The sequence below is a fragment of the Tenacibaculum sp. AHE14PA genome (genome assembly GCF_019278465.1).
Taxonomy (GTDB): domain Bacteria; phylum Bacteroidota; class Bacteroidia; order Flavobacteriales; family Flavobacteriaceae; genus Polaribacter; species Polaribacter bernardetii.
The window spans coordinates 2,380,370-2,406,345 of the sequence record NZ_CP058983.1; the positions used below are offsets into that span (position 1 = coordinate 2,380,370).

At 30.8% G+C, this 25,976-nt stretch carries 25 protein-coding genes; 10 read left to right on the forward strand and 15 right to left on the reverse strand.

What is annotated here, in order from left to right; all coding sequences use genetic code 11:
• Positions 1 to 50: 50 nt before the first annotated feature.
• Both H0I30_RS10920 and H0I30_RS10925 read left to right on the forward strand, forming a co-directional pair.
• Positions 51 to 4,283 carry a thrombospondin type 3 repeat-containing protein gene (locus H0I30_RS10920; protein WP_218771894.1) on the forward strand — a complete coding sequence of 1,411 codons (4,233 nt, stop codon included), beginning with the start codon at positions 51 to 53 and terminating at the stop codon, positions 4,281 to 4,283.
• Entirely contained in the window at positions 4,280 to 4,987 is a 708-nt protein-coding gene (locus H0I30_RS10925; protein WP_218771895.1) for a hypothetical protein, read from the forward strand. The genes H0I30_RS10920 and H0I30_RS10925 overlap by 4 nt, the downstream gene beginning before the upstream one ends.
• Positions 4,988 to 5,060: 73 nt before the next feature.
• Here H0I30_RS10925 and H0I30_RS10930 read toward each other — a convergent pair whose 3' ends face one another.
• A complete protein-coding gene (locus H0I30_RS10930) occupies positions 5,061 to 5,630 on the reverse strand; it encodes a DUF3109 family protein (protein WP_218771896.1) in 570 nt (189 codons plus the stop codon).
• A 110-nt stretch (positions 5,631 to 5,740) separates the two neighbouring features.
• On the opposite strand from H0I30_RS10930, the gene H0I30_RS10935 reads away from it, so the two are divergent.
• The 3 genes from H0I30_RS10935 to H0I30_RS10945 are packed head-to-tail and all read left to right on the forward strand — an operon-like array spanning position 5,741 to position 8,312.
• The gene (locus H0I30_RS10935) at positions 5,741 to 6,322 is read left to right on the forward strand and encodes a MarC family protein (RefSeq protein ID WP_218771897.1); all 582 of its coding nucleotides are present in this window, start codon (positions 5,741 to 5,743) and stop codon (positions 6,320 to 6,322) included.
• Positions 6,323 to 6,937, forward strand: a complete 615-nt coding sequence (locus H0I30_RS10940) for an NAD(P)/FAD-dependent oxidoreductase (RefSeq protein WP_218771898.1) — start codon at positions 6,323 to 6,325, stop codon at positions 6,935 to 6,937.
• Positions 6,938 to 6,953: 16 nt separating this feature from the next.
• The gene (locus H0I30_RS10945; protein WP_218771899.1) at positions 6,954 to 8,312 is read left to right on the forward strand and encodes an endonuclease; all 1,359 of its coding nucleotides are present in this window, start codon (positions 6,954 to 6,956) and stop codon (positions 8,310 to 8,312) included.
• A gap of 30 nt (positions 8,313 to 8,342) precedes the next feature.
• Here the strand turns inward: H0I30_RS10945 and H0I30_RS10950 are convergent, their stop codons facing one another.
• Positions 8,343 to 9,029: a LytTR family DNA-binding domain-containing protein gene (locus H0I30_RS10950; protein ID WP_218771900.1), complete on the reverse strand. Its 687-nt coding sequence runs from the start codon at positions 9,027 to 9,029 to the stop codon at positions 8,343 to 8,345.
• The gene (locus tag H0I30_RS13050) at positions 9,026 to 9,646 is read right to left on the reverse strand and encodes a sensor histidine kinase (protein ID WP_255555833.1); all 621 of its coding nucleotides are present in this window, start codon (positions 9,644 to 9,646) and stop codon (positions 9,026 to 9,028) included. Before H0I30_RS13050 ends, H0I30_RS10950 begins: the two co-directional genes overlap by 4 nt.
• A gap of 539 nt (positions 9,647 to 10,185) precedes the next feature.
• On the opposite strand from H0I30_RS13050, the gene H0I30_RS10960 reads away from it, so the two are divergent.
• Both H0I30_RS10960 and H0I30_RS10965 read left to right on the forward strand, forming a co-directional pair.
• The gene (locus tag H0I30_RS10960) at positions 10,186 to 11,070 is read left to right on the forward strand and encodes a thioredoxin domain-containing protein (RefSeq protein ID WP_218771902.1); all 885 of its coding nucleotides are present in this window, start codon (positions 10,186 to 10,188) and stop codon (positions 11,068 to 11,070) included.
• A gap of 110 nt (positions 11,071 to 11,180) precedes the next feature.
• The gene (locus H0I30_RS10965; protein ID WP_255554373.1) at positions 11,181 to 11,465 is read left to right on the forward strand and encodes a DUF1573 domain-containing protein; all 285 of its coding nucleotides are present in this window, start codon (positions 11,181 to 11,183) and stop codon (positions 11,463 to 11,465) included.
• A gap of 146 nt (positions 11,466 to 11,611) precedes the next feature.
• Here H0I30_RS10965 and H0I30_RS10970 read toward each other — a convergent pair whose 3' ends face one another.
• From H0I30_RS10970 to H0I30_RS11000, 7 genes are all read right to left on the reverse strand, one after another.
• Positions 11,612 to 12,358: a succinate dehydrogenase/fumarate reductase iron-sulfur subunit gene (locus H0I30_RS10970; protein WP_218771903.1), complete on the reverse strand. Its 747-nt coding sequence runs from the start codon at positions 12,356 to 12,358 to the stop codon at positions 11,612 to 11,614.
• A 9-nt stretch (positions 12,359 to 12,367) separates the two neighbouring features.
• A complete protein-coding gene (locus H0I30_RS10975; RefSeq protein WP_218771904.1) occupies positions 12,368 to 14,380 on the reverse strand; it encodes a fumarate reductase/succinate dehydrogenase flavoprotein subunit in 2,013 nt (670 codons plus the stop codon).
• Positions 14,381 to 14,392: 12 nt separating this feature from the next.
• Positions 14,393 to 15,085, reverse strand: coding sequence for a succinate dehydrogenase cytochrome b subunit (locus H0I30_RS10980; protein WP_218773521.1), 693 nt, complete (start codon positions 15,083 to 15,085; stop codon positions 14,393 to 14,395).
• A gap of 143 nt (positions 15,086 to 15,228) precedes the next feature.
• The gene (locus tag H0I30_RS10985) at positions 15,229 to 15,636 is read right to left on the reverse strand and encodes an NUDIX domain-containing protein (RefSeq protein ID WP_218771905.1); all 408 of its coding nucleotides are present in this window, start codon (positions 15,634 to 15,636) and stop codon (positions 15,229 to 15,231) included.
• 21 nt (positions 15,637 to 15,657) lie between these two features.
• The gene (gene corA / locus H0I30_RS10990) at positions 15,658 to 16,722 is read right to left on the reverse strand and encodes a magnesium/cobalt transporter CorA (protein WP_218771906.1); all 1,065 of its coding nucleotides are present in this window, start codon (positions 16,720 to 16,722) and stop codon (positions 15,658 to 15,660) included.
• Between the two features lie 105 nt (positions 16,723 to 16,827).
• Positions 16,828 to 17,514: an alpha/beta fold hydrolase gene (locus H0I30_RS10995; RefSeq protein ID WP_218771907.1), complete on the reverse strand. Its 687-nt coding sequence runs from the start codon at positions 17,512 to 17,514 to the stop codon at positions 16,828 to 16,830.
• The gene (locus H0I30_RS11000) at positions 17,514 to 17,996 is read right to left on the reverse strand and encodes a hypothetical protein (RefSeq protein WP_255554374.1); all 483 of its coding nucleotides are present in this window, start codon (positions 17,994 to 17,996) and stop codon (positions 17,514 to 17,516) included. Before H0I30_RS11000 ends, H0I30_RS10995 begins: the two co-directional genes overlap by 1 nt.
• 225 nt (positions 17,997 to 18,221) lie before the next feature.
• Here H0I30_RS11000 and H0I30_RS11005 point away from each other — a divergent pair, with 225 nt between their 5' ends.
• The 3 genes from H0I30_RS11005 to H0I30_RS11015 all read left to right on the forward strand — a co-directional run bounded on the left by H0I30_RS11005 (position 18,222) and on the right by H0I30_RS11015 (position 21,175).
• Positions 18,222 to 19,058: a helix-turn-helix domain-containing protein gene (locus H0I30_RS11005; RefSeq protein ID WP_218771909.1), complete on the forward strand. Its 837-nt coding sequence runs from the start codon at positions 18,222 to 18,224 to the stop codon at positions 19,056 to 19,058.
• Between the two features lie 1,158 nt (positions 19,059 to 20,216).
• Positions 20,217 to 20,774, forward strand: a complete 558-nt coding sequence (locus H0I30_RS11010) for a carboxymuconolactone decarboxylase family protein (protein ID WP_218771910.1) — start codon at positions 20,217 to 20,219, stop codon at positions 20,772 to 20,774.
• 38 nt (positions 20,775 to 20,812) lie between these two features.
• Positions 20,813 to 21,175, forward strand: a complete 363-nt coding sequence (locus H0I30_RS11015) for a cupredoxin domain-containing protein (RefSeq protein ID WP_218771911.1) — start codon at positions 20,813 to 20,815, stop codon at positions 21,173 to 21,175.
• A 74-nt stretch (positions 21,176 to 21,249) separates the two neighbouring features.
• On the opposite strand, the gene H0I30_RS11020 is transcribed toward H0I30_RS11015, so the two are convergent.
• From H0I30_RS11020 to H0I30_RS11040, 5 genes are all read right to left on the reverse strand, one after another.
• A complete protein-coding gene (locus H0I30_RS11020; protein ID WP_218771912.1) occupies positions 21,250 to 22,542 on the reverse strand; it encodes an aminopeptidase P family protein in 1,293 nt (430 codons plus the stop codon).
• 67 nt (positions 22,543 to 22,609) lie between these two features.
• Positions 22,610 to 23,179 (reverse strand): Crp/Fnr family transcriptional regulator, encoded by a 570-nt coding sequence (locus tag H0I30_RS11025; protein ID WP_218771913.1) that lies wholly within the window; start codon positions 23,177 to 23,179, stop codon positions 22,610 to 22,612.
• A gap of 7 nt (positions 23,180 to 23,186) precedes the next feature.
• Entirely contained in the window at positions 23,187 to 24,497 is a 1,311-nt protein-coding gene (locus H0I30_RS11030) for a DEAD/DEAH box helicase (RefSeq protein WP_218771914.1), read from the reverse strand.
• A 275-nt stretch (positions 24,498 to 24,772) separates the two neighbouring features.
• On the reverse strand, positions 24,773 to 25,417 hold the full coding sequence (locus H0I30_RS11035; protein ID WP_218771915.1) for a YiiX/YebB-like N1pC/P60 family cysteine hydrolase: 645 nt from the start codon (positions 25,415 to 25,417) through the stop codon (positions 24,773 to 24,775).
• A complete protein-coding gene (locus H0I30_RS11040; RefSeq protein WP_218771916.1) occupies positions 25,377 to 25,967 on the reverse strand; it encodes a PorT family protein in 591 nt (196 codons plus the stop codon). The genes H0I30_RS11035 and H0I30_RS11040 overlap by 41 nt, the downstream gene beginning before the upstream one ends.
• Positions 25,968 to 25,976 lie beyond the last annotated feature (9 nt).

Here is a 25,976-nt window from a genome sequence, read left to right on the forward strand (position 1 = left end):
AGTTAGGGTAATTTTAACACTAACTGTTATATATCATAAATAACTTTACCATGAATAAAAAAATACTATTTGTTGGCTTACTTGTTTTAGCTGTAGGTGGTGTTGTCTTTAATTCAATAGGCACTAAAGAGACAGCTGCCGACAAATTGAGAAGTCAACACGCAGAATTTTTGAAAAATCACCCTTTTCAGAAAATAGGAAAACTTCCTAAAAAAGAAAGAAAAGCACAAGGATTACCTCCAAATGCTTATTTCGAACAAAAATATTTAAGTGAAATAAACCCTAATACAGGAAGAACTTATAAGAGAGATGTTTTAAGACTTCAAAAGGAGTTGAGTAAGCTAAGAGCAGGTCAAAAAGTTCCTGGTGAAGCTACTAATGCTTGGGAAGAAAGAGGTCCTGATAATGTAGGAGGAAGAACACGAGCACTTTTATTTGATCCAAATGATACTACAGATGAAACTGTTTTTGCCGGAGGAGTTAGTGGCGGTTTATGGAAAAACACTAAAATATCAGATGTAAACTCTAAATGGATTCGTGTAGGAATCCCTGAAAATCTAGCAGTATCTTGTATTGCAGCTGATCCAAATAATCCAAATATATTTTATGTAGGTACTGGAGAATCTTATGTAAGCGGAGATGTAAACGGAGATGGTTTATGGAAATCTACCGATGGTGGAGTTACATGGTCTAATATTTTTGGAGGTATTGATGGAGCTTCTTTCTTAGATGCAAACTCAAAGGTTACGGTTAATAGTCCAGCAAGTATTTCAGGAGAATATATATCAACCTTGGCTACTGCCTTTGGTGGAGATTTAAGAGCTTCAGTTACTGGAGACGTAGTTTTAGTTAATGATATAACAGCACCATTTGATAATGGTTGTGAGGAATTGACTAACGCAAGTGAGTTAGATGGTAAAATAGCAGTAATAAGGAGAGGTAGTTGTAATTTTGATTTAAAAGTTAAGCAAGCGGAAACTGCGGGTGCTATAGCAGTTGTTATGGTAAATAATGTTGATGGAAATCCAATACCAATGGGAGGGGATGATGCTTCAGTCACAATACCAGCAGTTATGACAACCAGAACAGCCGGTAATGCAATAATAAACGCTCTATCAACTGAAGCGGTTAATATTACTTTAACCAAAGGTAGAAGTAATGCAACAAATGTATTAGTTGTTCCTGGAATACAACATATTAATGATATTGTTATAAGAAATAATTCAGGAGTTTCAGAAGTTTATATAGCAGCAGGTGAATCTGGCTACTTAGGGGGTGTTTCATTAGGGGGAGACAGTTATGGTGTTTATAAATCTACAGACGGTGTAAACTTCTCTAAATTAAACATGCCAAAAACAAGTGCAGGAAATGAATATGAGCCGAATAATTTTGAATTAGGTGCTGATAATTCTATCTATTTAAGTACAACTTCTAGTTATACTTATGGAGATGGAGGTGGAGCTATTTTAAAATCAGTTAATGGTGATACTTTTAATTTAATATATTCCGTAGAAACAGGGTCAAGAACAGAAATAGCTGTTTCACCATCTAATGCAGGTACAGTTTATGTTTTGTCTCAAATAAATAGTTCTGTAACACCAGTTAAAATGTTTAAAACAACTGATGATTTTGCGACAGTAAATGAATTACCATTACCAGATGATAAAGACACAGGTATTCCTGCAAATGATTTTACGAGAGGTCAAGCTTTTTATGATTTATTACTAAAAGTAGATCCAAATAATGAAAATATTCTTTATGTTGGAGGTATAGATTTATTTAAATCTACAGATGCAGGTCAAACCTGGGATCAACGCTCACATTGGTATGGAGGTTTTGGTTCTCAAAATGTGCATGCAGATCAGCATGGTTTAGCCTTTGCCTCTTCGTCAAGAATGGTTTTTGGTAACGACGGTGGAGTATATTTTTCAAATAATGCAGGAAGTATTATTTCGGCAAGAAATAATAACTATAATACATTACAATTTTATACCGTAGGTGTAGCACCATCAACAGCATTTGCAGGTGAAGAGTATTTCATTGCAGGAGCTCAAGACAACGGAACTCAACTAGTAGAAACAGCTAGAGCAGGAATTAATAGTTCTATAAGAGCTGCAGGAGGTGATGGAGCTGCTAGTTTCTTTGATACTGACGGAAATGATCAATACTTTATATCTAATTATGTTTATAATCAAAGTATTGTTTTGTATGATTATAAAACGGAACAATCTTATACGATTAATGATGAAGATTCATCTAATGGAGATTTTATTAATCAAGAGGAATTAGATTCAAATCTTAATATTCTATATTCAAACTATTCAGGTTCTACAGGTATTTCTATTAGAAGATACTCAGATATATTAACAATAGTTCCTCAGAAAAGTACACTTTCAAATTCGTTAATGGATTCAGCGCCATCTACTCTGAAAATATCTACTTATACAACAACATCAAGTCTACTTTTTGCAGGTTTAAAAAACGGAAAGGTATTAAAAATAGAAAATGCAGATACAGACAGTAGTATTTGGTCTGAAATTACCGGGGCTGATTTTGTAGGAACGGTATCAGATATTGAATTAGGAGAAAATGAAGATGAAATTTTTGTAACAATGCATAATTATGGTGTTGTAAATATTTGGTACTCTGCAGATGGAGGAATTAACTGGGCTAATAAAGAAGGGGATTTGCCAGACTTACCAGTAAAATCAATATTACAAAATCCAATTAGTACAAATGAAGTAATTATAGGAACTGATTTAGGTGTATGGAAAACAAAAAACTTTAATGCAGTTTCACCTAGTTGGACACAGTCATATAACGGAATGAGCAATGTTCCTGTTTTAGATTTAGATTTGCGTGATGATAATACTGTTTTTGCAGCAACTTATGGAAGAGGGGTTTTTTCAGGTAAATTTATATCAGACCCAACAGGAGATGATGATGGTGATGGGGTATTAAATGGGGTAGATAATTGCCCAAGCACAGCTAATGCTGATCAATTGGATGCAAATGAAAATGGAATCGGAGACGCTTGTGAAGATAGCGATGAAGATGGTGTTATGGATGACGTAGATAATTGTATAAATACTGCAAATCCTGATCAATTAGATACTGACGGAGATGGTGTAGGAGATGCTTGTCAGGATACCGATGAAGATGGTATTATGGACGATGTTGATAATTGTATAGATACTAAAAATGCAGATCAAAAAGATTTTAACAACGACGGAATCGGAGATGCTTGTCAGGATACCGATGAAGATGGTATTATGGATGATGTTGATAACTGTCCAGGTACTGCAAACCCTGATCAATTAGATACTGATGGAAATGGTGTAGGAGATGTTTGTCAAGATACAGATGAAGATGGTATTTTAGATAGTGTAGATAATTGTGTTAATGCAGCAAACCCTGATCAAAAAGATACAGATGGAAATGGAGTTGGAGATGCTTGTCAAGATACCGATGACGATGGTATTATGGATGATGTTGATAACTGTATAAATACTGCAAACTCAGATCAAACAGATACTAACGGAAACGGAGTTGGAGATACTTGTGATACTAGTTATTTAGATACAGATAACATTAAAATTGAGTCTATTTCAGAAACTTGTGCAGGTGAAAGCGATGGTAAAATTACCATTAATGTTCAGCAAATTTTTGTAAACTATACGGTAACATTAAAAGGAGAGGGTAAAGAAGAAACCACAGCATTGACATCTACATCGTTTACTTTCGAAAATTTAACTCCTGGTAGCTATGAAATTTGTGTAGAGATTGACGGTAAAGATTATAAGCAATGTTTTGAAATAAATATAAAAGCAGCTGAAGCTTTTTCATTAAGAGTGGCTAAAAACAACCAATCTAGAGATTACACCGTAAATGTAAGTTCAGGAACGGCACCTTATAAAGTGTTTTTAAATGGCGATTTAATTAATACATTCGAGCAATCAACATTTAACGTTAAGGTTGAAGGAAAAGGTGTTTTAGAGGTAACTACAGCAAAAGCATGTGAAGGTAAATTTAAAACAGTTATTGATAATGTTTTCTTAAGAAACAATCCAGTAACAGAATCTATCGAATTATTATTACCGGTTGATACATCAAATAATGTTAAAGTTATTGTGTTTGATGTAACAGGTAAAGTTGTTTTAGATAAAACAATAGAAAGACAAGGAAACGAATTATCAATTCCATTCAATAGTTATAAAGCAGGTATTTATATACTGAAATTAGGAAACGATAAGACTAATACTTTTAAAATCTTAAAAAAATGAGAAAAGCAATAAAAAAAATCGCATTATTTTCACTTCCATTATTTGTTGCCTGTGGAGGTGGAAGTAGTAAAGGCGGAGGAGAACCAGAGGTGGTTAACGAAGCTCCAAGTAAAGTTAGTTTAGCATACCCAACACAAGATTTATTATGTATAGATAATACAATTGCTTTTGATTGGAGCGATGCTACAGATGCTAATAACGATGCTATTAGTTATAAAGTTGAATTTTCTAATAGCCGTGACATGGCTACTATAATTAAAACAGAAACAGCAAGTTCTTCCACTAAATCTATTAATTTAGACAAGGGCGTTGCATATTATTGGAGAGTAACCGCTACCGACAGTAAAGGCTTATCGGGAGAAGCATCTTCAGTATTTGCATTTTATACGAAAGGAACAGGAGAAGCAAATAATGCTCCTTTTACAGCAGAATTAATTAGTCCAGCCGCTGAATCAGCATTAGATGCATCAACTGTATCTGTTGATTTAAAATGGACGGGCGCAGATTCTAATACAGATGACACATTATCATATGAGGTTTTCTTTGGCCAAGATGCAGACTTAACAGATGTAACAAGTTCTCAAGATGAAGAATTATATAATGTAACTGTTGCAACAGGTAAAACATATTACTGGAAAGTTAATACGATTGATAACTCAGGAGCAAAGTCTATAGGGCAAGTTTGGAGTTTTAGTGTTAATTAGAATAATAATACTTTGAAAATAATAAAAAACGACGCTATTTAGCGTCGTTTTTTTATTATAATAATATATTAGATTATCTATTTCTTTTTTCTGCAATTTGTTCTAATTCATCATACCAATTTTGCCCAAACTTTCTAACTAGTGCTTGTTTTACAAATTTATAAACTGGTACTTGTAATTCTTTACCTAAAGAACAAGCATCATCACAAATTTCCCACTTATCATAATTAACAGCAGAAAACTCACTGTAATCCTTCACTCTAACAGGATAAAGGTGACAAGAAACAGGTTTTTTCCAATCTACAATACCTTGGTTGTAAGCCTCTTCTATAGCACATAATGCAGTGTTTTTATCATCAAAAATAACATAAGCACAATCGGCATTATTTATTAAAGGAGTTTCTAGTTCACTAAAGTCACTAGTAATCCATACACCTTGTTTCTCAATAGCCTCAATACCTTCTTTACGGAGGAAGGGTTTAATTTTAGGATATATATCTTCTAAAATCTTTGTTTCCTCTTTTTCTAAAGGTGCGCCAGCATCTCCGTCAATACAACAAGCTCCTTTACAGGCAGATAAATTACAAACAAAATCTTTATCGATAAGATCTTCTGAAACGATAGTTTTTCCTAATTGAAACATAAAATATATTTAAAAGTGCAAGTTAACAATAACTTCACATAAAATTTAGGTGCAAAAATACTAGATTGTGACATTACTTATATAATTTTGCAGCTGAAAAAAAAGATATTATGGATTTTAGCATAAAAGAAGTTTTTACTGCGTTTATGGTGTTGTTTGCAGTAATTGATATTATAGGTAACATTCCTATTATTATCGACTTACGTAAAAAGGTTGGGCATATACAGTCTGAAAAAGCATCTGTTATTGCTGGGGCTATAATGATTCTGTTTTTATTTGTAGGTAAAGAATTATTAGGAGTTATAGGTGTAGATGTACATTCTTTCGCCGTTGCAGGTGCATTTATTTTATTTTTTATCGCTTTAGAAATGATTTTAGGAATCACTTTATATAAAGATGATGAGGATGAAACATTAACAGCAACTGTTTTTCCGTTAGCATTTCCTTTAATAGCAGGGCCGGGTAGTTTAACAACTCTTTTATCTTTGCGAGCAGAGTTCCATATATCAAATATAATTATTGCCGTTTTATTAAACGTAATAGTTATTTACATTGTATTAAAAACATCATCTAGAATAGAAAAAATTATAGGTAATAACGGAATTAAAATTATTAGAAAGATTTTTGGAGTAATCTTACTAGCTATTGCAGTAAGATTATTTGCAGAGAATATAAAAGTATTATTAGCATAAATGAGTTTTGATTGCTTAATTATAGGAGGAGGAGTTTCTGGTATGCAATGCGCACTAGTTATAGGCTCTGCTTATAAAAAAGAATATGCAAAAAATAAAAAAGTTGGTATTTTAATGCATCAACGAATATCTCATTTACAAAATGCTTTGTTTAATAATGTTTTAGGATTACCTGTTGGTACTTTAGGTAGTGATATTTTAGAGCAAGGTAAAGAACAATTGTCTAATCAATATCCACATGTTTCTCAAATTGAAAATGAAAAAGTATTATCGGTTTTAGATAGTGAAGAAGGTTATAAAGTTATAACTAACAAAAATGAATATTACAGTAAAAAGGTAGTTATAGCCTTAAATTACTCTAAACCATTTGAAATAGCAGGACTAGAGCAGTATATTGAGCCTCATATGAGAGCTAATGTGATGAAAGACAGAGTACAATTGCGCAATTTTAACTACTTAATTAAAAAAGGTTTGTATGTTTGCGGTACTTTATCAGGTATACGCAGTCAGTTTGCTATAGCAGCAGGTAGCGGAGCAAGTGTAGCTACAGATATATTAACAGTGTGGAATGATAATATTCCAACCAAAGTGCATGATAAAATAATAAAACAATAACTTAAAGAGTAAAATGATGAAAAAAGTATTATTTCTTGGTTTTTTAACCTTGTTACTTATCAATTGTGGAGGAAATGAATCAGATGTTGTAAAACCAGATCCTACTCCTGATCCAATAGATGAAGAAATAGTAATAATAGCAAAAGATGATGTTTTTGAAGCTAATGAAGGTACTTTTTTAGAGCTACCTAGTTTTTTAACTAACGATGAATACCCATCTACAGGAATTACTATTACCTTTGATGATGCAACAGCTAATGGAGGTACTATTGAAGTAGACCGTATTACATACATATACACCCCATCAAATAATTTTTCTGGCGAAGATACTTTTAACTATACTATTTGTAGTAAAGTGTCACCTGAAATTTGTTCTACAGCTACTGTTACAATTAATGTTGCAGATAAAGGCAGTCCAGAAGCTGTTAACGATAGTTATAATGTAGGTATTAATTCTACAATTAATATTAGTAGCCACCTAGATAATGATACCATTATAGATGGTGCTAAAGTTGATTCTTTAGATGATACAAGTACAAATGGTACTGTAACTTTAAATAGCGACGGAACAATAACGTACACACCAGTTGCAGACTTTACAGGACAAGATAATTTTACATATACATTATGTGATAACGACGCAACAGCAACTTGCGCAACAGCAACAATAACAATAAACGTTGTAGAAGTAATATCATTTAATATACCTGCCGAATTAGCAGCTTATTATAATGGCGTATCTTTCATAGACGATCAAAACACCAACTACAATACGTTAATAGATTTAGTTACCAAATCTCATAGCAACATATTAACTTATGGTGAAAGACATAATTATTTATATAACGCAGATGAAGATTTAAGTAATGTAGATAACGTTATTTTAATGTACACAAGTGAAAGTAGAGATGAAAGAGAGTATACGTCTGGATCTAATACATATCCTACACAAACATTTAATACAGAACACGTTTATCCACAATCTAAATTATCAGCTGAGGATGCTGTTACAGATTTGCACCATTTACGTTCATGTGATGATGCTATTAACACACAAAGGTCTAATTTTCCTTTTATAGATGGAACAGGAACATATAAAAAGGAAGGTAGTACTTGGTTTCCTGGAGATGAATGGAAAGGAGATATCGCTAGAATGGTATTTTATTTAAATGTAAGATATGGTGAAACTTTTGAAAAGGTTGGTTCTAAGGAGTTATTCTTAAAGTGGAATAAAGAAGATCCTGTTTCTGATTTCGAAAGACAAAGAAATAATGTAATTTATGATGTACAAGGAAACAGAAACCCTTTTATAGATAATCCTTACTTAGTTACTATAACTTGGGGAGGAGATGCAGCAATTAATACTTGGGAATAAGTTTTTAATTCTTATAATGAAAAAAAAGAACTATTGGTTAGTTTTTAAGCTAACCAATAGTTCTTTTTTATAAGTTCTGCCAATAGGCAGAATTTTGTTTTTAATACATAAGTTAGTTCCTGTAAACTTCTCAACTCTTTTTACATTTACAACATACGACTTGTGAATTTGTACAAATAAACGGGTGTCTAAAGTATCTTTCCAATTTTTTAAAGAATCTATAATTGTTAGTTTTCTATCAATAGTAAAAAAAGTGACATAATTTCTATCAGATTCTAAATACAATATTTCTTCTAAATATACTTTATGGATGGTTTTATCTATATTTAAGTAAATTACTTCCTTATTTTTAATTTTTATATTATTTACTTGATTTTCTGCTTTTGTTACTGCTTTTAAAAAGCGATCAAAAGAAAAAGGTTTTACTAAATAATCTACAATTGTATCCAATTCGAAACTAGAAACTGCATAATCAGGATAGGCAGTTGTAATAATTATTTTCGGCGGATTTCTAATTGTTTTTATAAAATCTAATCCAGGTATATCAGGTAAATTAATATCTAAAAAAATAATATCTACTGTATTGCTTTTTAAAAACTCATTCGCACTAGTTGCTGTTTGAAAAGCAGCTATTAATTCTAAATCGGGAATTTTACGTATATAATTCTTCACAATATTTTGTGCCGGAAGCTCGTCTTCTATAATAATACAATTCATATATAATTAATATTTACCACTAACGATACTCTAAAAGTGCTAGTATTATTAATATTTAATTCATACTTGTTTTTGTATAATAAATCTAAACGTTTTTTAAGATTATCTAAGCCAATTGCGTCTGTACTTTTTATTAATTTTTCATTGTAATGGTTTTCACAAATACAGGTTAATTTATTTTGTTCTGCCTTAATATTTATATCAATAACACTATTAAAAACACTGTGTTTAAAGGCGTTTTCTATAATTGTTATTAATAACAATGGTGCAATCTCATAAAGATTATTGTCTGTTGAGGTTTGGTAATTAATTTGTTTAACTCCTTCAGTTCTGATTTTATGAAATGCTATGTAATTATCTATAAACTGAATTTCCTTATCAAGATTTACTTTTTCGGTATTGCTCTCGTACAACACATGTTTTAAATTGTCTGATAATCTTAAAATCAAATCGGGTGCTTTGTCTGGTTTCTCAATCGCATACGAATAAATGGTGTTTAAATTGTTAAACAATACATGTGGATTAATTTGTGATTTTAGGAACTTTAATTCCATTTCAGTTCTTTCCTGTTCTATTTTCAATACTTTTTCTGATTGATCGATGTATCGAAATAACATCCATATAAAAGAGAAAAATAAAAGTGGAGTTAAAGTCTGCCACAAATAATCACTTAAGCATTTCATGATTGTGCATCCGCAGCGTGCAAAAACATAACAATACAATTGTGTGGCTAAAAACGATATGAATGTAAAAATGAGGGCATAGAATAGATACCATTTCTTTTTCACGAAAAAAGGTAGTAAAACTTGATTGTTCACATAAACAATAACAACTAGGATAAAAAAATACTGTAAAAACGGATTTTCAGCCCAATAATAAGGCGTAAAAACAAATAGTGATACAAATACAAATAACACCCAAAAAAGTACGTGTATTAAGAGTTCTGCGCTGTGCTTTCTACTTAGTTTAATCATAGTGATTGTAAGTAACTAAAATTAAGCCATTCGGCAAAATAATAGGTACCAAAGGTTATTTACAAAGTACATACTGCCGCTTTTTAATGCGCTATTGCAGTTGATACCTTTTTTTTTGATGTATATACTTCTGATTTTTTTTTAATGTAAGAAATATGGACTTTCGAGTAAAACATAAATAAATGAAAAAATCAACCATATTACTATGCTTGTTAATTAACAGTATTGCTTTCGGACAACAGATTAATAATACAACAAAAGACAGTAAAGGCACACTGATGTTATTAGGTAGAACTGATAAAAAAGCTTTTAATACTGATGATTTTTCTTGGTTTCAAGAAAATTACAATCAATATTTAACGAATGATAAAGTAGTTAGTCGATTAAAAAAACCTCTTACAAATTATACAATTAAAGCTTTTTACGGTACGTGGTGTGGTGATAGTAAAAGAGAAATTCCGAAATTTTATAAAGTGATAGATGAAGTTGGTTTTGACACCAAGAAATTGTTTATGATTGCTGTTGATAAAAAACCAGAAGCTTATAAAGTATCACCAAACGGAGAAGAAAAAGGGCTGAATATTCACCGAGTTCCTACTTTTATTTTTTATAAAAATGATAAAGAAATTGGTAGAATTATTGAATCACCAAAACAAGATTTCGAACGTGATATACTTACTATTATTAACGGTAAAAATTACACACCTAATTATATTATTGTTGAGCGATTACATGCTTTAATGAAAGTAAAAACCATAAAGGAGCTAGAAAAAGATGAAAATAACTTAGTGATTTCGTTTGCTGAATTTACTAAAGGAAGTAGAGAATTAAATACATATGGTTATAAATTACTTAGATCTAAAAACACAGAAAAAGCATTGTTTGTTTTTCAACTAAATACTAAAATGTATCCATACAAATATCCTGTTTATGATAGTATGGGAGAAGCTTATTTTACTATTAAAAATTATAAGGAGTCATTAAAGAATTATAATAAGGTTTTACAATTAAAACCAAATGATGCCAATGCGCTATCAATGATTGAGAGAATTAATAAAGTAATTTAATCGTGTTCTATCAAATGAGATTCCGAAATAAATTCGGAATGACACTCAAGAATAATCCCATATAAAAATAGAATTTTTAAAAAAGAATATAATACTAAAAACTAAAATAGATGAAATCAATTTTAATCGCCGTTTGTTTAGTAACAATGGCTGCCAATGCCCAAGAGTTTAAATTTGTAAATACTACCATAAATTATGGCAAAATAACACAAGGTTCAGAAAAGAAACGAGTTTTTGAGTTTACTAATATTGGTAACGCTCCTTTAATCATAAAACAAGTTGCATCCACTTGTGGTTGTGCTGTGCCAAAGAAACCAGAAAAGCCAATTATGCCAGGTAAAAATGGAAGTATAGAGGTTACTTGTGATACGAATAGAATAGGTGGTTTTTTCTAAAATGTTTACCATCATATCAAATGCAAAAATAAAACGAACACGAATAAAAATTAAAGGGTTTGTTACAGAAAAAAATGTAATTGCTTCTAAATAAAAAAAATCCCGAGTGTAAACTCGGGATTTTAATTTTATATATAAAAAAGGTTTTATCCTTTTAAGCTAGCTTTCATAAACTCAGTATTCATACGAGCAATGTTTTCTAATGAAATTCCTTTCGGGCATTCAACCTCACAAGCTCCTGTATTTGTACAGTTACCAAAACCTTCAGCATCCATTTGTGCTACCATGTTTAAAACACGATCTGTAGCTTCTACTTGCCCTTGTGGTAATAAAGCATATTGCGATACTTTAGCTCCAACAAATAACATTGCAGAAGAATTTTTACAAGTTGCAACACACGCACCACAACCAATACAAGTTGCTGCATCCATTGCTTTATCTGCAGCTTCTTTAGAGATAGGAATTGAGTTTGCATCTTGTGTATTACCAGAAGTGTTTACTGAGATATAACCACCCGCATGTTGAATTCTATCAAATGCTGATCTGTCTACCGTTAAATCTTTAATTACTGGAAATGCAGCAGCTCTAAATGGCTCTATAGTTATAGTATCTCCATCTTTAAACATACGCATATGTAACTGACAAGTAGTAACACCACGATCAGGACCATGTGCCTCACCATTAATATACATAGAACACATACCGCAAATTCCTTCACGACAATCATGATCAAAAGCAACAGGTTCTTCACCTTTATTAATAATCTGCTCGTTTAAAACATCCATCATTTCTAAGAAAGACATGTGTTCAGAGATATCGGTTACTTTATAATCGACCATTTTCCCTTTATCACTTGCGTTTTTTTGACGCCAAATTTTAAGTGTTAAATTCATAATATCCTCTTATTTGTATGAACGTTGTTTTAATTCAATATCGTTAAACTCTAATTCTTCTTTATGTAAAACTGCATCTGCAGGTTCTCCTCTGTACTCCCAAGCAGCAACATAAGCGTAATCTTTATCGTTACGTTTAGCTTCTCCTTTTTGTAAACCATCTAACTCAACAGACTCTTCTCTAAAGTGACCACCACATGATTCATTTCTATCTAATGCATCTTTAGCAAATAATTCACCTAACTCTAAGAAATCTGCTACACGACCTGCTTTTTCTAATTCAGGATTCATTTCATTAGCATTACCTGGTACATTTACATTTTTCCAAAAATCTTCACGTAAAGCTTTAATTTCTGCCATAGCTTCTTTTAACCCTTTTTCGTTACGAGACATTCCGCATTTTTCCCACATAATTTTACCTAATTTTTTGTGGTAATAATCTACTGAATGTTCTCCTTTATTGTTAATAAATGTATTAATACGGTCTGTAACTTCGTTTACAGCCTCATCAAATTCTTTTGTATCTGTTGGTATTTTACCTGTTCTAATATCTCCAGATAAATAATCTCCAATAGTATAAGGTAATACAAAATAACCATCTGATAAACCTTGCATTAAAGCAGAAGCTCCTAAACGATTTGCACCATGATCAGAGAAGTTGGCCTCTCCTAAACAGTATAATCCGTCAACAGTAGTCATTAAGTTATAATCAACCCAAACACCACCCATTGTGTAGTGCACTGCAGGGTAAATCATCATTGGGGTTTTATATGGGTCTTGATCTACAATTTTATTGTACATCTGAAATAAGTTACCATATTTAGCTTCAACAATTGCTTTCCCTAATTCATATACTTTTGCATCAGATGGGTTTACAATATTTTGAATTTTTGCTTGTTCAGCACCATAACGCTGTATAGCAGAAGCAAAATCTAAATAAACTGCTTCACCTGTTGCATTTACTCCGTAACCAGCATCACAACGTTCTTTAGCTGCTCTAGAGGCAACATCACGTGGTACTAAGTTACCAAACGCAGGATAACGTCTTTCTAAATAATAATCTCTTTCGTCTTCGGTTAATTGAGTTGGTTTTTTACGACCTTCTCTAATAGCCAATACATCTTCCATATTTTTAGGAACCCAAATTCGACCATCATTACGTAATGATTCTGACATTAAGGTCAGTTTCGATTGGTAATCTCCCGAACGAGGAATACATGTTGGGTGAATTTGTGTATAACAAGGATTTGCGAAATACGCTCCTTTTTTATGTATTTTCCAAGCTGCAGTTGCGTTAGATCCCATTGCGTTAGTTGATAAGAAATATACATTTCCGTATCCACCAGAAGCAATAACAACTGCATGTGCCGAGTGACGTTCTATTTCACCAGTAACTAAGTTACGGGCGATAATTCCACGAGCTTTTCCATCAACTAAAACAACATCTAACATTTCATGACGATTGAACATTTCAATCTTACCACGAGCAATTTGACGGTTCATTGCAGAATAAGCACCTAATAATAATTGTTGCCCCGTTTGTCCTTTTGCATAAAAAGTACGAGAAACTAATACTCCACCAAACGAACGGTTATCTAACAAACCACCATAATCACGTGCAAAAGGAACTCCTTGAGCTACACATTGATCAATAATATTTGCCGAAACCTCTGCTAAACGGTGCACGTTTGCTTCACGAGAACGGTAATCCCCACCTTTTACAGTATCATAAAATAATCTGTAAAAAGAATCACCATCACCTTGGTAGTTTTTTGCTGCATTAATTCCACCTTGTGCCGCAATTGAATGCGCTCTACGAGGTGAATCTTGATAAGCAAATGCTTTTACGTTGTAGCCTAATTCAGCTAAAGTTGCTGAAGCAGAACCACCTGCTAATCCTGTACCAACTACAATAACATCAATGTTACGTTTGTTAGCTGGATTTACTAAATCGATATGATTTTTATAATCTGTCCATTTATCTTTTAATGGACCTTTTGGTATTTTTGAATCTAAAGCCATACTTGTTTCGTATTAATGATTGAAATGGTGAAATAATGCAATAATGATAAATCCTACAGGTAAACCAATTGCATAAATTTTACAGAATGTTTTCAATCCTTTAGTGTATTTGTTGTTTGCTCCAACCGATTGGAAAGCCGAAGTAAAACCATGTAATAAGTGCATTGCTAAAAATACAAACGCTAATACGTAAGCTCCTACTCTAATAGGGTTTACAAATTTGTGCTGTAATTCCTCAAAGTATCTAAGTCCGCTATCAGCAACATCAGGGTTGATAAGACCAGACATGTCTCCTTTAATGAATTTTGTATTCAATTCAGGAAACCAGAAATCGATAAAGTGTAATACTACAAATGCTAAAATTGCAATACCAGACCAAATCATGTTTCTACTCATCCAAGTAGAATTTGCACCTCCGTTATTTTTCGCATAACTTACTTTACGAGCACTGTTGTTCTTTAATTCTAAGACGAACCCCATTACAAAGTGAAAAACTACACCAAAAATTAAGACAGGTTGCATTACATATTGAATTAACGGGTTGGTTCCCATAAAATGAGATAACTTGTTAAATGTTGCTCCGTCGTCCGGAAAAATTGAAGTGATGTTTATTGCAAAATGTTGTAATAAAAAGAACATCAAGAAGAACGCCGAAAGTGCCATGGCAAATTTTCTTCCAATAGAAGATTTTAATAATCCCATTATTTTATTTATTGATTAAAAAATATAACACAAATTTAAGCTATAACTCTTAGCCGAACAAACTATCTTATTTTTTTTGTGGCACATTTAGAATGTGTTTAAATAAAATGTATCTTTTTTTGATCTATAATTAAGTTGTTTTCATTTTACATCAACTCTCCTTTTTGATTAAGAAAAGTGAATATCTTTTTATCAACGGCAGAAATAATTTGAAGATCTTTTAAATTTAACCACCTTATTTCCTCAATTTCACTACTCGCTTTTAATTCTCCAGAATATTTAGCTCTATAACACGTCATTATTACACTTATTCCTTCTTTTTCTCCGTCTGATTGTGCCGAAAAAGTACCTATGTATTCTGCAGTATCTGGTAATATTTTAACACTTAATTTTTCAAATACTTCTCTAACAAGAGTTTGTTTATCACTTTCAGCACTTTCACGTTTGCCGCCAGGTATGTAATATTTAGTTTTACCTTTAGATAGTGTGCTTAAAATCTTCCCGTCTTTAATTTCAATAAAGGCTATTTTATCTATTTCTTTGTTGTTTTTCATCGTAAAAAAACTATAAATGGATTAAAACCATTTCTTTTTCTTGAAAAATATAAGCATAGCAACAGCAATTATTATCATGACAAACCACATGATAAAATAACTGTATTTGTAAGTAAGTTCTGGTACATATTCGAAATTTGTACCATAAATACCTGCGATAAAAGTTAACGGAATAAAAATTACAGAAAACACCGTTAAAAATTTCATGATATCGTTTAGCTTACTACTAATTGTGGTGTGATATACATTTAATTGGTCAGATAAAATTTCACGGTAACTGTCTGTAGCATCATTTGCTTGGCTAATATTATCTTCAAGCTCTTTAAAGTGAACATAAGTGCTTTCGGTAATAAAATCAGAATCAGTTTTTGCCAAAGAAAAAATCATTTCTTTCGCTGGTTTTATGTTTTTTCTTAAGAAGTTTAGTTCACGTTTATAATTATTTATTTCTCTAATAGTATCCTTGCTAGGGTTTAATAGTAGGTTTTCTTCTAAAGTTTCTATTTTTTCACCTAAAACACTAATTACATATAGGTAGTTATCAACTACAATATCTAATAAGGCAAAGGTTAAATAATCGGTTCCTCCGGTTCGTATTCTTTTTTTCTGTTTTCGTATTCTTTCTCTTACAGGTTCAAACACATCTCCTTTTTGCTCCTGAAAAGACATTAACACCGTTTTAGTAAGAATTAAACTTAAGTTTTCAACAACTGTTTTGCCTTGTTTTTCATCTAACATTAACATCTTAATTGATATTAATGTACAATTGTCATACTCAATAACTCTGGGTCTCGCTTCTGTATTTAAAACTTCGGGTAAAACTAAAGTATCTAGCTTAAAAGCAGTTGTTATTTCTTGCATAATAGAAGTGTTATGAAGCCCATCTACATTTATCCAAGTAACAGTTTCTTTATGCTGAAATTCACTGATTTCTTTTACCGTTTTGGCAGTATTTTCAGTTAAATTTTTAGAATCGAAATCAATAATTCTAAGTGAAATTGAATCTGTTTTTTTTTCTCCTCTAAAGATTAAATCATCAGGAGCAAGACCAATTTCTTTTTTATGTTTTTTAATAAATCTTGTCATATTCTTATGCACTTAACTTAAGTGATTTTTCAATCTTTTAAAGTTTTTATAATTACCTGATTAAAGATTATGAGTAAAGTGATAGCGAAGTTATTAGAAAATAAGTTAAAAAACAACACTATTTATTACCCCAGATAATTCTTTTGGTTTTTCTAAGGTAATCATGTGTCCGCAGTTTTTAATGCTAATAAACCTGCCTTTTTTTAATTTACTTACAAGAAGCTTTATGTTTTTAACAGGAATTAAATTATCATTTTCAGCAGCAATAAAAACTATCGGGATATTTAGTTTTAAAACTTGTTTTGAGATATCTAATCTAACAGACGTAGCTTTTAACTGGCGAATTAAAACATCTTTACCTAAATCGGCATCCATTTTTTTAATTATAGCAGTGATTTCTTTATTTTGATGATTATCAGAATGTAAAAATTGTTGAATCCTTGCTTTTGAAATTCCGTTATATTTATGTTCTTCTAAAAAAGAAATAGTACTTTTTCTTAGCGCTATTTCTTTTTCATTTAATCCGTTTGTATTTGCTGCAATTATTACTAATTTTTTTACTTTTTGTGGATAATGAACAGCAAAGTTTAAAGCTGAAAACCCACCTAAAGAAAACCCAACAATTAAGGCAGGAGCTTCAATTTTAGCTACTATTATTTTATTAATTTCATCAAAACAAGTTGCCGAAGTAATATCTATATAAATAGGTACTATGTTTTCTAATTTAGGAAACACAAATTGCCATAAATCAATTGTACACATAGTACCAGAAATAAAATATACTTTTTGCATTATTTTTTATAATTAGAATTTACCAAACATTTATTATTCTCCCATTTACCTTTTAAAGACTTTAGTGAAATAGGTTTGTTATTACATGTTAAAAAATTACCAACACTATCTTTTTTTATGACTTTTAGTCTGCCAAAATAAATTTCATTTATAACACGATATATTAAACTTTTCTCAGGGATTTCACCTCCTTTTCGGGTAAGAGAAAGACCTACTTCATTGTTGAATAAATCCATGGTAGTTGCTATTTTATCAGGAACAACGCCGTCTTCTAGTTTACTTTTTTTATAAGTTCTATAGTTTTCTTTTTCGTGTGATTTACCTAAAGAACGCGCCGCAGTTTTCCCTATTTCTTGGCGTAAAATTGCCATCCAAAAAGCATGGCGAAAGGCATCTACTTGTCCTCCTGAGGCATCACCATCTAGCAAGGGCGTTTTTTTAATTGAATCGGCTATTTGGTAAGCTTTTTCAGAGATTAGCAAAGCTTTTTTAGCTTTTAAAGGATGTAATATAACCCAGGTTTTCTTTGGAGGAGAAAGTTCCTTGAATTTTTTCCAGTTAGATTGTGAGAATAATGAAAAGCTGAAAAACAGTAAAACGATATATAAATAATTCTTACACAATATAACTTTAATTTTATACCAAAGATAGCCTTGTTTTGTTAGCTAATCATATTTTTTCGACCAAGAATAAAATGAAATAAAACAATGGCTATTCAAGAAATAAAAACCTATAAGTATAAAGATGTTTTTAAATTAGAAGAAGTAAAATTCGAAAAAACTTGTGTAGTTAATAAACCAGAACAAATAAATACCTATAAGATTTTTTGGATAAAAGAAGGTAGCGGTACTTATCATATCGATTTTGAAAGTTATTCTTTTAACGACGGTGTTTTGTTTTTTTTATCACCAGGACAAGTTTTTTCTGTAGATTCAGAAGAAATAAAAGTAGCTTATCAATTAAATTTCATTCAAGATTTTTACTGTATACAAACTCATGACACTGAAGTTGCTTGTAACGGCGTTTTATTTAACAATATATATGAAACACCCTTTGTTAAGCCTAAAGAGAAAGATGTTAAAAAGTTGAGTTTTATTATTGAGAGCTTAATAGATGAATTTGAAAATAATCAGACAGCACAATATGATATGTTACAGGCCTATTTAAAACAATTTATCATTCATTCAGTTCGTATTAAAAAAGAAGATTTTATAATTAAAGAAGATGCAGAAACAAAGTTGTTTAAAGACTTTAGTTTATTAGTAGAATTAAATTTTAAGAAATTACACAGTGTAAGTGATTATGCCAATCGTTTGGGTATTTCTTCTAAATCACTAACAAAGCATTTAAAAAAAACAAACAATAAAACTCCAAGTGATTTTATTAAGAATAGGATAATAATCGAAGCAAAGCGTCAGTTACTATACTCAACAAAGGCTGTAAAACATATAGCTTTTGATTTAGGATTTAACGATCCTGCTTATTTTTCTCGTTTTTTTACCAAAGCAACAGGTCAATCTCCAAAACAATTTCAAAAAGAATAATAGTGACTTTGTTGTATAAAAAAGTGCATAAAAAAACTCGTAACACACAAGGGCCACGAGTTGGGGGTTGTTTTTTAAGGGGATGCTATTACTTAGGGGATTATAACATATTGGGGATACGCTATACATAATAACACTACAAATATATAACACATTTATTAATAGTTAATTAACCTATGTTAATAAGTGAATTAAACTGTTTTTTATCAAGGCAACAGGTCAATCTCCAAAATAATTTCAAAAAGAACAATCGTTATTTTTTTATATAAAAAAGGGCACAAAAAAACTCGTAACACACAAGGGCCACGAGTTGGGGGGGTGTTTTTTAAGGGGACTATAACATATTGGGGATACGCTATTGATAATAACACTACAAATATATAACACATTTATTAATAGTTAATTAACCTATGTTAATAAGTGAATTAAACTGTTTTTTATCAAAGCAACAGGTCAATCTCTAAAACAATTTCAAAAAGAACAATCGTTATTTTTTTATATAAAAAAAGGCACAAAAAAACTCGTAACACACAAGGGCCACGAGTTGGGGGGTTGTTTTTTAAGGGGATGTTATTACTTAGGGGATTATAACATATTGGGGATACGCTATACATAATAACACTACAAATATATAACACATTTATTAATAGTTAATTAACCTATGTTAATAAGTGAATTAAACTGTTTTTTATCAAAGCAACAGGTCAATCTCTAAAACAATTTCAAAAATAACAATATTGATTTTTTATATAAAAAAGTGCATAAAAAAACTCGTAACACACAAGGGCCACGAGTTGGGGTGTTTTTTTAAGGGATTGTTATTACTTAGGGGGCTGTAATATATTGGGGATATCTTACATATAATAACAATGCAAATATATAAAACATTTATTAATTATTTTCTTAACATAGGTTAAGAAAATAATTAAAGTCCAAGTTTAAGGAACTTTTGTCCATTTTTAAAAGAGTACTTCCTCCGCATCTTTGTAGTATAATTAAAACTAACACTTTTTAGTTTACAAATATCAATGTAATGAAAACAAACGAAGCATATCAATGCCCTAACTGCTGGGGGTATCAAGAGTATAATGAACAATTTTCAGAAAGAGAAAACTGTAATTGTAATAATGAAAATAAGTAATTTTAAAAATAATAAAAATGAGTACAAGAATTAAAACTTTAAACCCGGAAACTACTAAAGGAAAATCAAAAGAATTATTTGATGCAGTACAAAAAAAGTTGGGCTTTATTCCCAATCTAATTAAGGTATTTGGTAATTCACCAGCAACCTTACAAACCTATTTAAGTTTAGGTGAATTAACTGCAAGTGGAAATTTCTCTAATAAATTTAGAGAACAGTTAGCATTGGCAATTGCCGAAGAAAACGAGTGTGACTATTGTTTATCTGCACATACAGCAATCGGTAAACTGAATGGATTAACAGATGCTGAAACAGAACAAAATAGACAAGGTTTAGCAGCTGATGAAAAAATACAGGCAGGTTTAAATTTTGCACAAAGTGTTACTAAAAATAAAGGAAAAGTAAGTTCGGATGAGATAGCTGCAGCAAAAGTAGCAGGATACAACGACGGTGATATTTTAGAAATTGTTTTAAATGTTGTTTCTAATACATTAACAAATTATGTAAATCATATTGCACAAACAGAGGTTGATTTTCCGAGTGTAAAAGCAGGGGAATTCACAACAAATTCATAAACATAAAAAGATAATTGACAAATTTTAAAAAGCAAATCATGAAAAAAGTAATAGCAGTAGTAGCAATTTTATTAAGTTTCGCATTAAATGCAAATGCACAAGAAGTTAAAACAGTGTCTTTAGAACAAACTAAAGGTGAATTTACTCAAAAGAAAATAACCTTAAAAGAAGGTACTTATATTTTTGAAATAGCAAATAAAAATGTAGGTCATGATGTTGGTTTTGTTTTAACTGAAAAAGGAAAGATAGAGGCAGAACATCATATTAAAGAAGCTTATGTAACCTCTTTAGTAAAAAACAATACAAAATCTACAACTAAAGAAGTGGTCTTAAAAAAAGGAGAATATGTATATTTTTGCCCTTTAAACCCTACACCACAATATACTTTAACGGTTGAATAATTTTTATTTAATTGTTAGTAAAAGAAAAGCCTCTGAAAACTTCAGAGGCTTTTTTTATGTTTATTTGAAACGAATTAAGAATTCATAATATCTTCAATTTCGTCAGCTTCAATAGGTATGTTGCCCATTAAGTTAAAAGGCTCTCCTTTTTCTTGAATTACTAAGTCATCTTCTAAACGAATACCAAAACCTTCGTTAGGTATGTATATACCAGGCTCTACGGTAAATACCATATTAGCTTCCATAGGTTGGTGTAATAATCCGTAATCATGGGTGTCTAGTCCTATATGGTGAGAAGTACCGTGCATAAAGTATTTTTTATATGCTGGCCAGTTTTTATCTTCATTTTGCACATCGGCTTTATCTAATAAACCTAAACCTAATAATTCAGAAGTCATTAATTTACCAACTTCAACATGGTAATCTGCCCAAATAGTACCAGGAACTAATAATTTTGTTGCATCATTTTTTACACGATTTACAGCATTATATACTTCTTTTTGACGATCAGAAAAACGACCTGAAACAGGAACAGTTCTCGACATATCTGCAGAATAATTTGCATATTCGGCACCAACATCCATCAAAATTAAATCACCTGCCTTACACTGTTGATTGTTTTCGATATAATGTAATACGTTTGCATTGTTTCCTGAAGCGATAATTGGAGTGTAAGCGAATTTTTTAGAACGATTTCTTAAGAATTCATGAATAAACTCAGCTTCAATCTCATATTCCCAAACACCAGGTTTTACGAAGTCTAACACACGTCTAAAACCTTTTTCGGTAATATCGCAGGCTTGCTGCATTAAATCTAGTTCTATCGGATCTTTAAGTGAACGTAAGCGTTGTAATATAGGATTACTTTTAGCAACAGAATGTGCTGGGTATTTTGCTAGTAACCATTTCGTAAAGCGGGCTTCGCGAGTTTCGGTTTCTATAGCAGCACGATAATGCTCATTGGTATTTATATAAACAGTTTCGGCAAGCGCCATCATTTCTGCAACTACTTTTTCTAAATCTTGTAACCAAAAAACAGATTTAATACCTGTTGTTGTTAATGCTTTTTCTTTGGTTAATTTTTCACCTTCCCAAACAGCAATATGTTCATTTGTTTCACGTAAAAATAATACTTCACGTAAATTTTCTTTCGGGCAATTAGGAAATAGTATTAAAATACTTTCTTCTTGATCAACACCACTTAAGAAAAATATATCGCGATGTTGCTCGAACGGAAGTGTACTATCTGCACTTACCGGATATACATCGTTAGAGTTAAAAACAGCTAAACTATTTGGCTTCATTTGCGCCATAAAGTTTTTGCGGTTTTTTATAAAAAGGTCACGGTTTATTGGGTTGTATTTCATAATGCTAACAATTAAAATGTTCTCAAAAATAAATAAAAGAAATATTTAATTGCCTAGCCATTTGGCACTATTTTATGTTTTTTCGAATTCTACTCATATGTCTATTAGAAATTCCTAAAAAAGAAGCCAGGTAGTGTAGCGGAACTTCTTGTAGCAGTTCAGCTTCGTTTGTAAGTAGTTTTGTGTAACGTTCTTCTGCACTAAGCGTAAGTAAATCGATACGATAATCATCAATTAAAAAAATTTGTTTTTCAATTAAAGTGTAATAAAATCGATGAAAAGCAGTGTTGTTTTCTAACAGGTATTTAAAATCTTTTACTAAAATCACTTGTAAATTACAATCACTTAATGCCTTAATGTTTTTACGCGAAGGGGTTTCTTGTAAGAAGCTTTTTAAGGCAGATGTACACGAGTTTTTTAACGCTAAATACGTTGTTTTTTCTTCTTCTAATATATTAATAGCGTGCTGTAGAATTCCGCTTTCAATAAAACAAAAGTATTTGCAAATAGTATCTTTTTCAACCAAAAAACTGTTTTTAGTTAATGTTAGTGGTGTAAAAAAATTCAAAATCTCAGAAACTTGACTATCAAGTTCCTGAGATTTTAATATATTCTTTATGTAAGAAGAAAAATTCATTTAAATATTATCTTCTTCTATTTTTCCTTGGAGCTCCATCGCTTCTTCTTGAAGGATCGCTAGGACGTTCTCTTTTTGGTTTTCTAGTTCCTTCTGCAGCACCTCTGTGCGTTGCGCCTACACCTTTTTTCTTTCCGTTTCCAGATTTTTTCTTTTGTGTTGCAGCTCTTTTAGGACCAGCAGTGTCTTTAGGTTCGTAACCTTCAATAACTTCTGTCTTTAATTTTTGCTTTAGTATTTTTTCTATTTCTTTTTGGTATTCAGTTTCTTCACTACAAACTAAAGAAATAGCTTCTCCTTTTGCACCTGCTCTACCGGTTCTACCAATTCTGTGTACATAATCTTCTGGTACGTTTGGTAACTCAAAGTTTATAACGTGTGGTAATAACGGAATATCAATACCGCGAGCAGCAATATCAGTTGCCACTAAAACACGAATAGAATTACTCTTAAAGTTAGCCAATGCTTTTGTACGTGCACCCTGACTTTTATTACCGTGAATTGCAGCAGCAGAAACTCCGGATTTTACTAGTTTTTCAGTTAATTTATTGGCTCCGTGCTTGGTTCTTGTAAAAATTAAAACCTGACTCCAGTTACCATCTTTAATTAAGTTAATAACAACCTCCGTCTTTTTACCTTTATCAACAGTATATACTTTTTGAGAAACCTTATCAGCCGTTGAGTTTTGCGGAGCAGCTTCTACAGAAATAGGATTTCTTAAAATACCTGAAGCTAATCTTTTAATTTCTGATGAAAATGTAGCAGAAAATAGTAAATTTTGACGCTTTGTAGGCATGTAACTAATAATTTTGTTAATATCTCTAACAAAACCCATGTCTAGCATACGGTCTGCTTCATCTAAAATAAGTACATCTATTCTGTTAAAAGATACTGCTTTTTGATCGTGTAAATCTAATAATCTACCAGGAGTGGCTACTAATATATCAACTCCTTGTCTTAGCGTTTTTATTTGACTGGCAGCTTTTACACCTCCAAAAACTACGGCCGATCTAATATCTAAATACTTACTATATTCTCTTACATTATCATGTACCTGAGCAGCAAGTTCTCTTGTTGGTGTTAATACTAACGCTCTTACAGGACGGTATTTTGGGTGTTTTGAATCTGCTAAACGCTGTAAAACAGGTAGTGTAAAACCTGCTGTTTTTCCTGTTCCTGTTTGTGCAGAAGCCAATACGTCTTTTCCTTCTAAAATAGGTGGTATTGCTTTTGCTTGAATTGGTGATGGAGTATCGTATCCTTTTTCGCTGATGGCTTTTAATAAAGCATCAGATAATCCTAAAGATTTAAATGTCATATATGTTATTTTAGAAACACTCTAAAATAAGCATCTCTTTGAACCCGCAAAGGTACTGCTAATTTATTAGGAAGTTTTGTAAATAAAAAAAACGCCCTTTAAAAGACGTTTTTTTAAATAATTTATGCGTTTATTTTTTCATAGCACTTTTAACAAGTCCGATAATAACCATTAAAACACCACCACTAAATAAGTAATTCCATAAATTTTTAGTTTTAATTAGTTAATTGATTCTAAAGGAAGTGAAAATTAATTAATAAAGTAAATAAAATCAGTTACTTACTCCATTCACTTATTTGAGAAAAGTTTTTGTTTTCTATAAAAAAATCTACTGGATAATATTTAATAATATCTTTATTTATAAACAGCTTTTCACCAAAAGTAAGTTCTTTTTCTAAAGAAATAAAGTGTTGATTTTTCATACTTTTATTTAAAGTTTTAACAACAAACTCTGAGCAATATAATTCTGAATCAGTAGAATTGTCAAAATTATAATCATAGTATATTTTTTCTCTAAAGTTTATTTTGCTTAAAACAGATTTTACTGAAACATTTTTTACTTTCCAAATAGCTATATGGTTTAAATCTTTTTTTAAAAAACTTATATAGTCATATATGTTTTGCTTTTTTAGAAACGAATTTTTTATAATTTTCGAGGGTTGTACATCTACTAAAAACAGTTCTTCTTTTTTGACAAATAGTAAACCTATATGATTATATTTTGATTTTTTAGCATAATTAAAATTTTGTTTAATCCTATTAGAAATTTTGTTGTTTACTCCTGTTATAAAGAGATAAACACCATTTTCATACTCTTCAACCTTATTTAAATATAGTTTGAGGGATATTGTATGAAAATGAATAACAATAAAATAACCACTAAAAAGAATAACCAATAGAAATATTAACTTTCTTATCATCTTTTATTTTAAAATCATCGTTATTGGTTAGTTTAGCTTTAGTTAAATTATTTGAAAAACTAAAAAATAAATTCAAAAACATTTTTTTAGAAAGCGGAAAATTCACACCTAAATCTCCAACTAACCCAAAATTGTTTTTGTTAAAATTTATTGTTTGATTCTCAAGGATTATATCAGAGAAAATATTATAATTAAAACCCAAAGCAGCTAATAAGTAAACTTTTGATGTTAAATCTCCATTAAACCCTAAATTAAAACCAACTTTTAAAGGAATATCAACATAAGAAATTTTTTTTACAGAAGTGTTAGAATTATAGTTGTTAAAACCAATACCTGTAATAAGTTTTAAACCATTCTTTAAATTATAATTTATATGAACGGCATCACGTTTAGAAAAACCATAAAGAATTGAATTATTTTGTTGTATTTTACTATACCCTATACCGCTTTGAAATGTAATAGAAATATGGTTGATGTCTTTTTTAGTTTTTTGAGAAAAAATTAAAAAAGAATTAAATAATACTATTGATAAAATAAATAATTTTTTCATTGTTAATTT